Consider the following 14785-nt stretch of genomic DNA (forward strand, 5'->3'; position numbering starts at 1 on the left):
AGCCATCCCCTCATGGAACCGACACCCCATGCGGACGGTGTCAGGTCGGCGGCCCTCGCGGCCGTCGGCCTGACCAAGTCCTTCGGCGCCGTCCGGGCGCTCCGCGACGTGTCGCTGGAGTTCCCGGCCGGCCAGGTCACCGGCCTGCTCGGCGAGAACGGCGCCGGCAAGTCCACCCTCATCCGCCTCTGCTCCGGCCAGATGCAGCCGGACACCGGCCGGCTCGTCCTCGACGGCCGGGAGGTCTCCTTCGGCAACCCGCTGGAGGCGATCGCCGCCGGGGTCGTCGTGGTCAACCAGGAACCGCTGCTGATCAGCGAGCTGACCATCGCCGACAACCTGTTCCTCTACGACCTCGGGGAGCGCCCCGGGTACGCGGTCGCCCGCCGTGGAGCGAACGTCCAGCGGGCCCGCGAGCTGCTCGACCGGCTCGGGATGACCAGCTACCTGCCCGACCCGTCGACGCTCTGCCGCGACCTGTCGGCGGCCTCCCGGCAGATGGTCGACATCGTCCGGGCGCTCTCCCGCCAGCCCAGGGTGCTCTTCCTCGACGAGCCCAACTCCAGCCTCACCCACGAGGAGTCCGAGCGGCTCTTCGCGGTGATGGCCCGGCTGCGCGACGAGGGTGTCGCGGTGGTCCTGGTCAGTCACCGGCTGGCCGAGGTCTACTCGATCGTCGACAACGTGATCGTGCTGCGCGACGGCACGTTCGTCGCCGCCGGGCCGCCCGACGAGATCCACCAGCAGCGCGCCGTCGCCCTGATGGCCGGCGAACGCAAGCGGGCGGTCGTGGCGGAGGTCGCCGCCGACCGGGCCGACACGATCGCCGGGGCCGAGGTGGCGCTGGAACTGGAGGGCCTGACCGGTGACGGTTTCACCGACGTCAGCTTCACGGTGCGCCGGGGCGAGATCGTCGGCATGTCCGGGCTGGTCGGAGCGGGCCGTACCGAGATCGCCGAGGCGGTGATCGGGCTGCGTACCCCGACCCGGGGCGGCATCAGCGTCGCCGGCCGGCCGGTGCGGATCTCCGGACCCGGCCGGGCCCAGCGACTCGGTCTCGCCTACGTGGCGGAGGAACGCCGCACCGAGGTCTTCCACGCCCAGAGCGTCGGCTACAACCTGACCGTCCGGGTGCTGTCGAGCCTCGGTCGGCTCGGCTGGGTCTCCCCCCGCCGGACCAACGCCAAGGCGCGCGAGCTGACCGAACGCTTCGGCGTGAAGGCTGCCTCCAGCGAGGCGCTCATCACCTCGCTCTCCGGCGGTAACCAGCAGAAGGTGCTGCTCGCGCGGGCCCTCGCGGCCAAACCGAAGGTGCTGATCCTCGACGAGCCGACGCGCGGCGTCGACGTCGGCACCAAGGCGGAGATCTACGCGACGCTGCGTGCGCTGGCCCACGAGGAGGGCCTGGCGGTCTGGTTCATCTCGTCCGAACTCGAAGAGGTCGTCGAGCTGGCCGACCGCGTGGTGGTCGTTCGCAACGGACGCGTCACCCTCGATGCCCCGAACAACGCCGGACCCCAGCCCATCGTCGCCGCGGCCATGGGCGCGACCGAAGGAACGACATGAGTGCCACTCTCGCCAAGCGGCAGGAGCGCTCCTGGAAGGACAGCGCCCTGTCGCTGGTCAAGCGCCAGGAAACCGGACTGTTCGGCGTCATCGTCGTGCTGGCCCTGGCGGTCAGCCTCGCCAACGAGAACTTCCTGCGTAAGGACAACCTGTACAACGTCCTCCAGACGGTGGTCGTGGTCGGCATCATCGCCGTCGGGCAGACATTCGTCCTGATCGCCAAGGAGATCGACCTGTCGGTCGGCTCGGTGCTGGCGCTCTCGGCGGTCACCGCCGGCTCGGTGTACGGCAGCGGGGCCAACCCGTGGGTGGCCGCGGCCGTCGGCATCGGCGTCGGCGCGCTGTGCGGTTTCGCTGTCGGCTCCGTGGTCGTGCTCGGCCGGGTCAGCTCGTTCATCGTCACCCTCGGCATGCTCTCCATCGCGCGGGGCCTGACCCAGCTGATCACCGGCGGCCTGCCGCAGACCATGCCGAGCGAGCTGTCCTTCATCGGCCAGGGCCGGGTCTTCGGCGGCATCCCGGTCAGCGTCATCATCTTCCTGGTGCTGGTGCTGCTCGGTCAGCTGCTGCTCACCCGTACCGTCTTCGGCCTGCGGGTGACCGCCATCGGTGACAACGACGCCGCCGCCCGCACCGGTGGTATCCCGGTCGCGTGGACCCGGGTGCTCACCTTCGTCCTGATCGGCACCCTCGCCGGCGTCGCCGGGATCGTCTTCTCCACCCAGGTCGGCGTGGCCGAGGCCCAGGCGGGCCTGGGCTACGAACTGGACGTCATCGCGGCGGCCGTCATCGGCGGCGCCAGCCTCTCCGGCGGCCGGGGCTCGATCATCGGCGCGTTCCTGGGCGCCTGTCTGCTGGGCGTACTGCGTAACGCGTTCATCCTGCTGGCGCTCTCGCCCTTCCTCCAGCAGCTCAGCATCGGTCTGGTCATCGTCCTGGCGGCGATCTTCGACCAGTGGCGCCAGGGCAACCTGCACCACCTGCACCCGCGCAAGCTCCGTCAGCAGCTCGTCCGCCGGAAGGCGTGACCTCCGTTTCCGGGAAAGGACCCGCGACCATGAAACCGCAACCCTTCCGCCAGCACGACCAGCGTGTCGTCCGTGCCTTCGTCGAGGCCCGCCGGGGCCACACCGCGACCGAGCCGCGGTTGAAGTTCGGCTGGAGCAACTGGGGCTTCGGCACCGAGGACCTGGCGGCCACGGCGGCCCGCCTGGAAGAGAACGACGTGCGGTACATCGAACTGCACGGCAACCTCTACTCCCCCGACCTCGGCTACCGGCCGGACGAGACCCTCCGGGTGCTCGGCGACCACGGCATCACCGTCTCCGGGGTCTGCGGCATGGTCACCCCGAACCAGGAGTTCGCGCACAACCTGCCGCACGTCCGGGCCCGCGCCATCGAGTACTTCCGCCGCCAGGCCGAGTTCACCGCCGCGGTGGGCGGCTCGTACCTGCTCTTCGGCGCGGGTTCGGTCGGCCGGCCCACGGCGTTCGACTCCTACGAGCTGGAGCGGTCCGCCCAGACCATGCGCCTGGTGGCCGACGACTTCGCCGCCGCCGGCATCCGGGGCGCGGTGGAGCCGATCCGGCCCGAGGAGACCAGCGTGGTGCACACCTTCGCCGAGGCGCTGCGCCTGCTCGACCTGGTGGACCACCCCGCCATCGCACACATCAACGGGGATCTCTACCACATGCTCAGCGGGGAGCTGCACATCGGCGCCACGCTCCTCGACCACGGCGACCGTATGATCAACCTGCACCTGGCGGACACCAACCGGCGTGCCCTCGGACACGGCCTGCTCGACCTGGACGTGGTGATCATGGCGCTGTACGCGGTCGGCTACCAGCGGGGCGACAACTACTGCTCGGCCGAGCCCCTCGGGGCCGGCGGCAACCCGTACGCCGCGATGAACCTGCCGCCGCAGCCGGAGCGCCTCGACGAGCTGGTCCGGGACACCGTGCGCACGTTCCGCGAGCGCGAGGACGAGGTGCTCGGCGCGAGCGACGAGGAGCTGTACGCCCTCTACCAGATCGACTCCGAGTAGTGACGATGCCGGCGTTCACGCTGCACGTGGTCTGCCCCAACCCGGCCGTCGACCGGCTCCAGGTGGTGGAACGGTTCCGGCCGTTCGAGGTCAACCGGGTGGCGGAGGTGCGCAGCCTCCCCGGCGGCAAGGGCCTGATCGTGTGCCGGGGCGCCCGTCGCCTCGGGGCCACGGTCACCGCCCACGGCTTCGTCGGCGGTGCCACCGGCCAGGTGATCCGCGACGGGTGCGGCGACCTCGGCGTGCACGACCGGCACGTCGGGATCGCCGGGGAGACCCGGGTGACCCCGGTCGTCATCGACCGGGCCACCGGCCGGTCGACGGTGCTCAACGAACGCGGCCCCGAGGTCACCGCCGCCGACCAGGACCGGCTGCTCGCCGGCCTGGCGGAGACGGTCTCCCCGGGCGACGTCGTGGTCGCCACCGGCAGCCTGCCGCCGGGCAGCGCCGCCGACCTGCACGCCCGGGTCGCCCGGCTGGCGCTCGACCGGGGCGCGACGGCCATCGTCGACGCCCACGGCGAGCCCCTCGCCCGGGTCGTCGAGGACGCCCGCGCCACCCGGCCCGTCGGTCGACTGGTGGTCAAACCCAACGCCGAGGAACTCTCCGGCGTGCTGGGCCGCCCGCTGCCGGACCGGGCCGCGACCACGGCCGCCGTACGCGACCTGCACGCGGCCACCGGGGTCACCTTCGTGGTCACCCTCGGCGTCGACGGGGCGGTCTGGGTCGACAGCGGCGACGACCTGGCGGTGGACACCCCGCGCGTGGAGACGGTCAACGCGACCGGCTCCGGCGACTCCTTCCTCGCCGGCCTCGCGGTCGCCCTCGGTCGGGGCGACGACCCGGCGTCGGCCCTGGTCCTGGCCTCGGCGATGGGGGCCGCCAACGCCGCGTCCCTGGAACCCGACGTCGACCCGGCGCTGGTCGAGCGGCTCCGGCACGAGGTCACGGTGAGCCGGGAGGCGGGCGCCCGATGAGCCAGTTCATCGGCGTCGACATCGGCACCACGCGGACGAAGGTCGGCTGCTACGACGCCGACGCCGGCCGGCTGGTCGCGCTCCGGCACGCCCCCACCGTCGTCGACCCCGATCCGTGGGGCGGCCGTCGGGACGCCACCCGACTCGCGGCGGCCGTCGGTGACCTGCTGACGCAACTGCTGGCCGATCCGGCGGTACGCCCCGACGACCTGGCCGGGATCGGGGTCGGGTCGGTCGGCGAGGAGGTCGTGCTGCTCGCCGCCGACGGCACCGTCACCGCGCCGGTGCTCGCCTGGTTCGCCGGCCACGGCCAGCAGGCCAGGGCGGCCCTCGGCGAGGGCAGCGACTGGGCCGACACGGACGACACCTTCTCGGTGTTCAAACTGCGCTGGCTGGCCGAGCACCTGCCCGACGACCTGGCGGCGGCGCGCACCTTCACCTCACTCGCCGACTTCGTCGCCCGGGACCTGCTCGCCGACCGTGCGGCCCCGGTGTTCCTCAACGTCTCGCACGCCTCCCGCACCGGGCTGCTCGACGTCCGGGCCGGCGTGCTGCATACCGACGCCCTGCCCGACCTCGGCCTGACCACGCTGGCCCTGCCCGACCTGGTCGACAGCGCCACCGTCGTGGGCCGCACCTCGGGCGACGGCGTGCTGCCGGCCGGGGTGCCGGTGGTGGCCGGCGGCCACGACCACATGTGCGGCGCCTTCGGCACCGGCGTCCGCGCCGCCGGGGACGTCTACGTGTCGGCCGGCACCTCCGAGGCGCAGGTGCTGCTGGTCGACGCCCTGCCCGACGTGGTCGACGCCGGACTGGACACCGGGATCTTCGTGGCCGGCGGCCTGCGGTTCGTGCACCGCGCGACCCCGTCCGGCCGGTACTACCAGGCCTGGCACGACATGCTCTACTCCGGAGTCCCCGACGCGACGATGTGGGCGGAACTGGAGCAGGCCGTCGAGCAGGTCGACCCGGCCACCATCGACGCCGGACTGCGTAGCCTCCGTCTCGCCGTGCTGCCGATGGACGTCACCCGGGCGCACGTGCTGGCCAGCCTGCTCAAGGGGCTCGCGGTCGAGGCCGAGGCGACCACCGTCCGGCTGGGCCGGCTCGGCGGCGTCGACATCGCCGACGTCACCGTCGCGGGCGTGGCCGCCGGCTGGCCCACCTGGCGTCGACTGCGGCAGGACGCCACCGAGCGCCGGCTCCGGTTCGTGGACGAGCCCGAGGCGACCGTCCTCGGCGTCGCCGTCCTCGCCCAATACGGTGTCACCGGCCGGGCCGACGTCCCGGTGCACCTGACCAGCACCCGATCCTGAGGAGACGACGATGGAACCGACTGAGCTGCTGCGCACGAACCGCCTCGTCCCGGTCGTCGTCCTCGACGACGCCGCGCACGCCGAGCCCCTCGCCGACGCGCTGGCCACCGGCGGCCTGCCGGTCGCCGAGGTCACCTTCCGCACCCCGGCGGCGGCCGAGGCGATCGCCCGGATGGCCGCCCACGGCGGCGTCACCGTCGGCGCGGGCACCGTCACCACCGTCGACCAGGTCGACCAGGCGGTCCGGGCCGGCGCGCGGTTCGTCGTCTCCCCCGGGTTCAGCGCGGGCGTGGTCCGCCGCTGCCAGGAGCACGGCATCTTCGTGCTGCCCGGCGCGAGCACCGCGACCGAGGTGATGACCGCCCTCGACGCCGGCGTCGACGTGCTCAAGTTCTTCCCGGCCGGCACCTCCGGCGGGGCCCCGGCGGTCGCCGCGCTCTCCGCGCCGTTCCCGCAGGTCCGCTTCGTCCCCACCGGCGGCATCGACGCCGACTCGGCCGCCGACTACCTGCGGCTGTCGTCGGTGCTCGCCGTGGGCGGCAGCTGGATGGTGCCCCGCAAGGCCATCGCGGCCGGCGAGTTCGCCCACGTCGCGGAGCTGGTCCGCACCAGCGTCGCCGCCGTCGCCCGCTGACCCGTCCTCAGACCACGCCGATCGTCGTCGCCAGGCGCGCAACGTCGGCCGGCACCGGTCCGCCGCGCACCAACTCCGCCACCACGGTACGGGCGACCGGGCGGGACCGGATTTCGGCGGGCGCGATGTGGTTTGCCGCGACCAGCATCCGCAGCAGTTGCGGGTAACGGGCGTGCTGGTAGGTCAGCCAGGCATGCTCCACGCTGCGGCCCAGCTCGGCAGGTGATGGTGCCGGCTGGGCATACTGGCCGGCGCGGGGGACGTTGTGGAGCGCGAGGGCAGCCCACATGCCCTCCACGCCCTTCACGTCGGCGGCGACCGCCGGGGGCAGGGCGTCGCGGCCGAGCAGCACCACCGGATCGACGCGGAGGACGCTGGCGATGTCCTCGATGACCGAGAACCTGTCGAGAGCACGGACGCCCCGCTCGACCTTCTCGACCCAGCTCTTGGACTTGCCGATCCGGTCGGCGAACACCTGCTGCGACATCCGCCGCCGCACCCGCCACTGCGTGAAACGGGTGAGATCCCGGGCGTCTCTCAGCCGGGCAGACCGCACACCGCGCCGGTCTCGCCGTGCTGACCGCCGAGGCGTTCGTCATGCAGGCACACGCCCACGCGAGTGCTCACGACGAGAAGGCGTGCACCGCCGTGCTCCATCGGGCCGAACGGATCCTCGACCGGGCCGACCGCAGCAGCGACCCGCAGTGGCGCTGACCACGCGGCTGCGCTCGGCCCGAGCCGCCCGTTAGCCTGGCCCGGCGACTGTCGTCCACAATCCGCTCACCATGGATGGTCCACCGGGTCAGCGTCACCTGCTCGTCCGTCACCTCACCAGTATCGGTCTCCAGCCACGCGGAACTCCGCTCAGCGAGGCGTACGGAGCCGGTCGAACCAGTCCCGGAGGTCGAGGTCGGCGTCGGACCCGGTGGGTGGGGTACGGCGGTCGGGATCGTCGCCGAGGGCGAGTTCCCGGCTCGGCGGGGTGAAGTCCACCTCCGGCTTGCCGTCGGTTGCGGTGTCGACCACCCGGGCCACCGCCGCCACCACGCCGGACTGCGCCGAGATGCCCACCCGGTCGGTGGGGTCGTCGGGGTTGGCCGCGATGCCGGCGACGGCGACCTGCGGGGTGTACGCGACGAACGACTTCGTGGCGTCCTGGTCCGAGGTGCCGGACTTGCCGGCCAGCGGGCGACCGCCGACGATCCGGTCGGCGGCGGTGGCGGTGCCGCCGGTGCACCGGCCGTACGCGGGGTCCTGGCCGACCGGGCAGCGGGCCGCGTCGGTGGCCGCCCGCGCCACGTCGGCGTCGAGCACCTGCCGGCAGGACGGGTCGCCGACCGGGAGCTTCGTGCCGTCCGGCCCGGCGATCGAGAGCACCGGCAACGGCTCGCAGTACGTGCCCTCGGCGGCCACCGTGGCGTAGGCGTTGGCCAGGTCCAACGGGGTGGTGGCCGACACGCCGAGGGTGAAGGCCCCCCAGTCGCCGGCCTCGGTGCGGGCCAGGTTCTCGTCGAGGTCCGAGCGGAACCGGATGCCGAGCCGCTGCGCCATCTCGACCACCTTGGCCGGTCCGACCTCCTCGGAGAGGCGGACGAAGTAGGTGTTCACCGAGCGGCCGAAGCCGTCCCACATGGTCCGGTAGCCGTTCATGCTGGCCGGGTCGGCGTTGGCCGGGCACCACCGGTCACCGCAGACCGCCGTCGTGTTCTCGGCGGGGTGGCGGGTGACCAGCCGGGTCGGCGCGTAGTACTCCGTGTCCAGGGGCATCCCCGACTCCAGGGCCGCGAGCATGGTGAACAGCTTGAACGTCGACCCGGCCTGATAGCCGTCGATGGCCCCGCCGCCGGCCACGAGCTGGTTGACCGTGTTCGGGCGGTTGTCCTGCCCGTCGGGGTTGGCGGCGAGACTGTAGTTCCGGTTGACGGCCATCGCCAGCACCCGGCCGGTGCCCGGCTCGACGGCGGCGATCGGCAGCGCCCGGGACTCGTCGGAGTCGAAGACCGCCAGCGACTGCCGCAACGCGCTCGCCTGCACCGCCGGGTCCAACGAGGTCACGATGGTGTACCCGCCCCGGTCAAGGGCCTGCTCGCGTTCGGCGACCGTGCTGCCAAAGGCCGGCTGCTCCAGCCACCAGCTGCGTAGGTAGTCGCAGAAGAAGCCCCAGTCGGCGTGGTCGCCGGAGAGGGCGGTGCAGCCGTTGGGCTGCTCGGTCGGGTCGAGCGTCAGCTCCTCGGCGCGGGCCCGGTCCGCCTGCGCGGCGGTGATCGCGCCGGTGACCACCATCGAGTCGAGCACGTACGAGCGGCGGACCAGGGCCGCGTCCCGGTCGCCGTCGATCGGGCTGTACTCGTTCGGCGACTGCACCAGCCCGGCCAGCAGGGCTGCCTGGGCGAGGGTCAGCTCCGCCGGGGTCACGCTGAAGTACCGCTCGCTGGCCGCCGCGATGCCGTACGCCCCGGAGCCGAAGTACGCGATGTTGAGGTAGCGGGTGAGGATCTCGTCCTTGTCGAGGGTCTGCTCCAACGCGGCCGCGTACCGGATCTCCTGGAGCTTGCGTCCGACGCTCACCTCGGTCGCGCTCTCCCGCTCCTCGGCGGTGCGCTCCGGGTCGCTCTTGAGCACGTTACGGACGTACTGCATGGTCAGCGTGGAGGCGCCCTGCGTCGTGCCCTCCTTGGCGTTGCTGACCAGGGCGCGGGCCAGTCCGCGCAGGTCCACCCCGCCGTGGGAGTAGAAGCGCCGGTCCTCGGCGGCCACCACCGCCTGTCGTACGAACGGTGCGATCTCGGCCAGCGGCACGTCGCGGCGGTTGACGTCGTAGAAGCTGGTGATCGGCGTCCGCCCGTCGGCCGCGTAGACGATGGTGCGCTGGGCGGGGGCCGGGGTCCGTAGCTCCTGTGGCAGGCCGCCCCAGACGTCGCTGGCCGACTTCATGGCCAGGCCGAACAACAGGTTGCCGGGGAACACGGCGGCGGCCAGGACGAGACCGGCGAGGACACCGCAGAGCACCACGGTGGCCAGGCGGCCCACCAGCGATCGGGAACGCATTTCCCCAGGTTGACGCGGTTTTCCGAACATCGCCCACCTCCTGCTGCGGGTTGCCAGGAAACTCACGGCGGCCCGCCGGTCCCCGGTCGAGCGTCTGGGATGCGATGGGACACGGTGTCCGGTTCGTCCCGATGGTTCCCCGCTCATCGGGAGCCGGCCGGTGGCGTGGGGGTGGCGAGACTCGCGGCGGCGGCGTCCCGGACGATCTGCTTCGGCACCAGCCGGCCGGCGCGGTAGGCGATGCCGATCCCGGCGACCAGGGCGAACACCGCGCCGAAGGTCTGCAACGAGCCGAACAGGGCACCGCCGAGGCCGAGCAGGGGCGCGGCGATGATCAGCATGACGCCGTCGCCGATGCTGAACACCCCGGAGCGGGCGACCGCCCAGCCGGTGAGCGCCCAACCGACGCTGTAGCAGGTCGCCCCGATCAGGACCAGGCTCCGGGCGGTGGTGCCGAACACCGGGGTCTGCTCGGTGAGCCCGGCGAACGGCAGCATCAGCACCGTACCGGCGAGGCTGACCAGCAGCCCCGTCGCGGCGCTGCGGCGACTGCGGGTGGTCACCAGCAGTCCGGCCAGCGCCAGCAGGGCGAGCAGGCCGATCCAGACCGCCCCGACCCAGCCGACCAGGTAGAGCGGCCGACCGTCGGCGGGGTACGGGTCGTTGCCGACGCCGCCGTCACTGGCCAGGGCCACCGTGCCGTAGAGGATCGCGTACGCCGGCAGCAGCCACACCGAGGCGCGGGCCAGCCGGCGCATCGACCAGGCCCAGGTGGCGTTCGTGGCCGGGCCGCCCGGAGTGGGCTCGACGACGAAGGGCAGCACCCCGAACCCACCTCCGGTACGACGGGAGCCGAGGGGCCCCGTCGGGTCGTGCGCCCCGGGCACCTCCGCGCGGGAACGGACCGGTCTCGTCGGATCGTTCATGCGTCACCTCGCTCTGCTCCGGGGCCGGTCGGGCCCACCGACCGCGCGGTCGGCGAGGCGGACCGGCCCGGTGGCCGCAGACGCGTACGGCGCCCCGGCACCTGGTCACCATCGGTCCTCAACACCGATCGTGGCAGGCACCGGAGCGCCGCATGAGTGCTATTCGCTTTTTGCCCCGGTCCCGGGGTCGGTGCCGTTCGCCCTGGTCAGCCCCGTTCGCGCTGGTCGGCCGGGTCCTGGAGCAAGCTCTGCGGAGAGACCGGCTCCGGCGCGGGCAGCCCCTGCGGACCGTTGCCGCCGGTGACCTGCGCCTCGGCGACGCGTACCTCGTCGTGGATCTTCTGGGCGGCGGCAGCGGCGGCCTGCGCGGCCTCGGCGGCCTCCCGCTCCACGTCGCTCGCCCCGGACGAGGCCTGCGGCGTCGGGGCGTCGCCGACCATCTGGCTCAGCCCGCCGAGCGCGCCACCCATGCCCTCCAGGGCCTTGGTCAGCTCGGCCGGCACGATCCAGACCTTGTTGGCGGTGCCGTTGGCGATCTGCGGGAGGGCCTGGAGGTACTGGTAGGCGAGCACCTTCTGGCTCGGGTTGGCCTGGTGGATCGCGTCGAAGACGGTACGGATGGCCTTCGCCTGGCCCTCGGCCTGGAGGATCCGGGCCTGCCGGTCACCGTCGGCCCGCAGCACCGCGGACTGCTTCTCACCCTCGGCGGTGAGGATCTGCGACTGCTTGTGCCCCTCGGCGGTGAGGATCGCGGCGCGGCGGTCCCGCTCGGCGCGCATCTGCTTCTCCATCGAGTCACGGATGCTGGCCGGCGGCTCGATGGCCTTGATCTCCACCCGGGTGACCTTGATGCCCCAGCGGCCGGTGGTCTCGTCCAGCACGCCGGAGAGGTGCCGGTTGATCTCCTCCCGGCTGGTCAACGCCCGCTCCAGGTCCAGCGAGCCGATCACGTTCCGCAGCGTGGTCACGGTGAGCTGCTCGATCGCCTGGAGGAAGTTCGAGATCTCGTAGGTGGCCCGGACCGAGTCGATCACCTTGAAGTAGAGCACCGTGTCGATCGAGACGACCAGGTTGTCCGAGGTGATCACCGGCTGCGGCGGGAAGCTGACCACCTGCTCACGCAGGTCGACCTTGGTGCGGACCGCGTCGACGAACGGCACGAGCAGGTTCAGCCCCGGGTTCAGCGTGCGCCGGTAGCGACCGAACCGCTCCACCACGTCCTGGCGCTGCTGCGGCACGATCCGTACCGCCTTGGCCAGCGCCACCACCCCGATCAGGGCCATGGCGACAAGCAGTACCGCGATCACCAGTTCCATACGTTCACCCTTCCGATCCGGGCAGCGCGCCCGGAGAGATGTCGTCCTGCCAGACCAGGGCGGTCGCGCCCCGCACCTGGATGACCTGCACACGTTGACCGGGCGCGAACACCTGGGTGGCGTCGTACGGCCGGGCGCTCCACAACTCGCCATCGATCTTGATCAGACCGCCGTCGGTGTCGACGCGCTCCAGCACCAGCGCGGTCGCCCCCTCCAGGGCCTCCACCCCGAACGGCTGCCCACCGTCCTCGGTCGCCGAACGGCGGTGCTTCTCGATGGTCGGCCGGGCGGCGAGCACGGTCAGCGCGGAAACGGCCGCGAAGACCACGGCCTGGATCGCCACCGGCGCGCCGAGCGCCGCCGCTCCCGCCGCGGCGAACGCGCCGACCGCGAACATGAGCAGGAACAGCGTCGTCGTGAAGATCTCGGCGACCGCCAAGACCACACCCAGAACAATCCACAACACCGCGTCCACGTCTTCGATACTGGCACGTCGGCGCACCCCTATCCCACTTTGAAGATCAGTAAGCTCGGGGTCACATCCCGTACCCGCCCTGAAGGAGCGACATGTCCCTGTTACCGGAGACCATCCGCCGGGTGGACGGCCTCGTGGCCGAGACGCAGGTCACCGGCCGGGTACCCGCCCTGCTGATCGGCGTGGTCCGCGACGGGGCACTCATCCACCTCAGCGTCGCCGGAGAGCACCCGCGCCCGGACGTCGACCTCCAGTTCCGGATCGGCTCGATCAGCAAGACCATGACCGCGGTGCTGGTCATGCAGGAACGCGACGCCGGACGGCTCGCTCTCGACGACCCCCTCGACCGGCACCTGCCCGGCACCCCGCTCGGCGCGCTCACCCTGCGCCAACTCCTCGGCCACGCCAGCGGCCTGCAACGGGAGCCGGACGGGCAGTGGTGGGAACGCGCCGAGGGCGCCGACCTGGCCGCCCTGCTCGCCGGGCTGACCACCGAGAAGAACCCGTACCCGCCGCACCGGGGCTACCACTACTCCAACCTGGCGTACGGGCTGCTCGGCGGGGTGCTGGAACGGCTCACCGGCACCGGCTGGTACGACCTGCTGCGGGAACGGATCCTCGAACCGCTCGGCATGCGCCGCACCACGTACCAGGCCACCGAGCCGTTCGCCCGGGGCTACGTGGTGCACCCCTGGCACGACACGCTCCGCGAGGAGCCCCGGACCGACACCGGCGCGATGGCCCCCGCCGGCCAACTCTGGGCGACCGCCGCCGACCTGGCCACCTGGGCGGCCTTCCTCGCCGACCCGGCACCGGAGGTGCTCGCCGCCACGACCCTGACCGAGATGTGCGCGCCCGTCGTGATCAGCGACCTCGACTCCTGGCGCGGTGGTCACGGCCTCGGGCTGGAGCTCTACCGCCAGGACGACCGGGTGTACGTCGGCCACGGCGGCTCGATGCCCGGGTACGTCGCCGCCCTGGCGGTGCACCGCCCGTCCCGCACCGGCATCGTCGGCTTCGCCAACTCGTACGGCTTCCGGGTCGGCGGGATCGGTCCACTCGGCCAGCAGGTGCTCACCACCGTGCTGGACGCCGAGCCGACGCGTGCGACGCCGTGGCGTCCGGCCACCGCGCCGCCCCCGGCCGAGGTGGCCGAGCTGACCGGGCGCTGGTGGTGGATGGGGCACCCGACCGACGTCACCTGGGACGACGGCGCGGGGCACCTGGTGACGTACGGCCGGGGCGGGCGGACGCTCCGCTTCGCCCCGGAGGGGCCGGACCGTTGGCGGGGCTGCTCCGGCTCGGAGGACGGCGAACTGCTCACCGTGCTGCGCGACGGCAGCGGCCGGGCGGTCGCCCTGGACGTGGCGACCTTCGTCCTCACCCGCAGCCCCGACGAAGCGCCCTGATGGTCGGGCTGGGGTGGTAGCAGGGGTCCCCTGCACGACAAAAAGCGGCAACAAGGGTCCCCTGCTACCACCTCAACCCCCACCTCAACCCCCCACCCCGACCGGCAACTCGGGTTACCGGTCGGCGTCTCGGGACGGGTCGGTGACGAAGTCGATGAGGCGTTCCATCGCGTTGATCAGTGGGGTCTCCACGTCGGCGAAGCTGTCGACCCGGGAGAGGATGTGCCGCCACATGTCCGCCGGGTCGGCCACGCCGAGCGCGGCGCAGACCCCCTCCTTCCACGGGCGCCCCGGCGGCACCACCGGCCAGGCCCGGATGCCGAGCGCGGCGGGCTTCACGGCCTGCCAGACGTCCACGTAGGGGTGTCCGGTCACCAGCACGTACGGCGAGTCGACCCGGGCCACGATGCGGCTCTCCTTGGAGCCGGGCACCAGGTGGTCGACGAGCACCCCGAGCCGTCGGGTCGGACCGGGGGCGAAGGCGCGCACCTCGGCGTCGAGGGCGTCGATGCCGTCCAGCGGCTCCACCACGACTCCCTCGACACGCAGGTCGTCGCCCCAGATCCGTTCCACCAGGGCGGCGTCGTGCACCCCCTCCACCCAGATCCGGCTGGCCTTCGCCACCTGGGCGCGTACCCCCTCGACGGCGATCGAACCGGAGGCGGTGCGGCGGCGGGCGGCCGGCACCGGCGCTCGCGTCGGCCGGCGCAGCGTGACCGGCTCGCCGTCGAGCAGGAACGCCGCCGGCAGCAGCGGGAAGTTGCGTCGCCGGCCGTGCCGGTCCTCCAGCACCACCGCACCGGTCTCGAAGCCGACCACCGCGCCGCAGAAGCCCGAGTCGGCGTCCTCGACCACCAGGTCGGGTTCGGCGTCCACCTCGGGCACCGTCCTGCGCCGCCGCCAGTCCCCCGCCAGCACGTCCTCGCCGTATCGCCTCCCCATGGGCGTGACGGTAGCCGCCCGTGCGGGCCGGACCACGCAGGCACGCCGCCCATCGCCCAGGTCAGCACGGGTCGAAACGGGGCAAGACGGGGCAGGCCGTACGGCCCCCGCGACGGTCGAGACAGAGCCGCC

Annotated in this window: 13 protein-coding genes and 1 pseudogene; 8 read left to right on the top strand and 6 right to left on the bottom strand. The window is 72.8% G+C overall.

Going from position 1 to position 14785, the window contains the following annotated elements; translation table 11 throughout:
• Positions 1-12: 12 nt before the first annotated feature.
• Genes ACIBJE_RS27205 through ACIBJE_RS27230 form a run of 6 tightly spaced genes read left to right on the top strand, consistent with a single transcriptional unit; the run spans position 13 to position 6537 of the window.
• Positions 13-1566: a sugar ABC transporter ATP-binding protein gene (locus ACIBJE_RS27205; protein ID WP_396753116.1), complete on the top strand. Its 1554-nt coding sequence runs from the start codon at positions 13-15 to the stop codon at positions 1564-1566.
• Positions 1563-2594, top strand: coding sequence for an ABC transporter permease (locus ACIBJE_RS27210; protein WP_396753117.1), 1032 nt, complete (start codon positions 1563-1565; stop codon positions 2592-2594). The genes ACIBJE_RS27205 and ACIBJE_RS27210 overlap by 4 nt, the downstream gene beginning before the upstream one ends.
• Positions 2595-2623: 29 nt before the next feature.
• A complete protein-coding gene (locus ACIBJE_RS27215) occupies positions 2624-3610 on the top strand; it encodes a sugar phosphate isomerase/epimerase family protein (protein ID WP_396753118.1) in 987 nt (328 codons plus the stop codon).
• 5 nt (positions 3611-3615) lie between these two features.
• On the top strand, positions 3616-4587 hold the full coding sequence (locus ACIBJE_RS27220; RefSeq protein WP_396753119.1) for a 1-phosphofructokinase family hexose kinase: 972 nt from the start codon (positions 3616-3618) through the stop codon (positions 4585-4587).
• Positions 4584-5903 carry an L-fuculokinase gene (locus tag ACIBJE_RS27225; protein ID WP_396753120.1) on the top strand — a complete coding sequence of 440 codons (1320 nt, stop codon included), beginning with the start codon at positions 4584-4586 and terminating at the stop codon, positions 5901-5903. The genes ACIBJE_RS27220 and ACIBJE_RS27225 overlap by 4 nt, the downstream gene beginning before the upstream one ends.
• Before the next feature lie 10 nt (positions 5904-5913).
• The gene (locus tag ACIBJE_RS27230) at positions 5914-6537 is read left to right on the top strand and encodes a bifunctional 4-hydroxy-2-oxoglutarate aldolase/2-dehydro-3-deoxy-phosphogluconate aldolase (RefSeq protein ID WP_396753121.1); all 624 of its coding nucleotides are present in this window, start codon (positions 5914-5916) and stop codon (positions 6535-6537) included.
• A gap of 7 nt (positions 6538-6544) precedes the next feature.
• On the opposite strand, the gene ACIBJE_RS27235 is transcribed toward ACIBJE_RS27230, so the two are convergent.
• A complete protein-coding gene (locus ACIBJE_RS27235) occupies positions 6545-7093 on the bottom strand; it encodes a helix-turn-helix domain-containing protein (RefSeq protein WP_396753122.1) in 549 nt (182 codons plus the stop codon).
• On the opposite strand from ACIBJE_RS27235, the pseudogene ACIBJE_RS27240 reads away from it, so the two are divergent.
• A pseudogene (locus tag ACIBJE_RS27240) lies at positions 7075-7245 on the top strand (XRE family transcriptional regulator); the annotation flags it as partial. The gene ACIBJE_RS27235 and the pseudogene ACIBJE_RS27240 sit on opposite strands and share 19 nt — an antisense overlap.
• A 156-nt stretch (positions 7246-7401) precedes the next feature.
• Here ACIBJE_RS27240 and ACIBJE_RS27245 read toward each other — a convergent pair.
• The 4 genes from ACIBJE_RS27245 to ACIBJE_RS27260 all read right to left on the bottom strand — a co-directional run bounded on the left by ACIBJE_RS27245 (position 7402) and on the right by ACIBJE_RS27260 (position 12302).
• On the bottom strand, positions 7402-9585 hold the full coding sequence (locus tag ACIBJE_RS27245; RefSeq protein WP_396753123.1) for a transglycosylase domain-containing protein: 2184 nt from the start codon (positions 9583-9585) through the stop codon (positions 7402-7404).
• A gap of 143 nt (positions 9586-9728) precedes the next feature.
• Positions 9729-10511, bottom strand: a complete 783-nt coding sequence (locus ACIBJE_RS27250) for a hypothetical protein (protein WP_396753124.1) — start codon at positions 10509-10511, stop codon at positions 9729-9731.
• Between the two features lie 206 nt (positions 10512-10717).
• Positions 10718-11827, bottom strand: a complete 1110-nt coding sequence (locus tag ACIBJE_RS27255) for an SPFH domain-containing protein (protein WP_396753125.1) — start codon at positions 11825-11827, stop codon at positions 10718-10720.
• A 4-nt stretch (positions 11828-11831) separates the two neighbouring features.
• Positions 11832-12302 (bottom strand): NfeD family protein, encoded by a 471-nt coding sequence (locus ACIBJE_RS27260; protein ID WP_396753126.1) that lies wholly within the window; start codon positions 12300-12302, stop codon positions 11832-11834.
• A 92-nt stretch (positions 12303-12394) separates the two neighbouring features.
• Here ACIBJE_RS27260 and ACIBJE_RS27265 point away from each other — a divergent pair, with 92 nt between their 5' ends.
• On the top strand, positions 12395-13711 hold the full coding sequence (locus ACIBJE_RS27265) for a serine hydrolase domain-containing protein (RefSeq protein WP_396753127.1): 1317 nt from the start codon (positions 12395-12397) through the stop codon (positions 13709-13711).
• A gap of 114 nt (positions 13712-13825) precedes the next feature.
• On the opposite strand, the gene ACIBJE_RS27270 is transcribed toward ACIBJE_RS27265, so the two are convergent.
• Positions 13826-14653, bottom strand: a complete 828-nt coding sequence (locus tag ACIBJE_RS27270; RefSeq protein ID WP_396753128.1) for a DUF3097 domain-containing protein — start codon at positions 14651-14653, stop codon at positions 13826-13828.
• Positions 14654-14785: the final 132 nt, after the last annotated feature.

The sequence above is a fragment of the Micromonospora sp. NPDC050187 genome, assembly GCF_044459745.1.
GTDB lineage: Bacteria > Actinomycetota > Actinomycetes > Mycobacteriales > Micromonosporaceae > Micromonospora.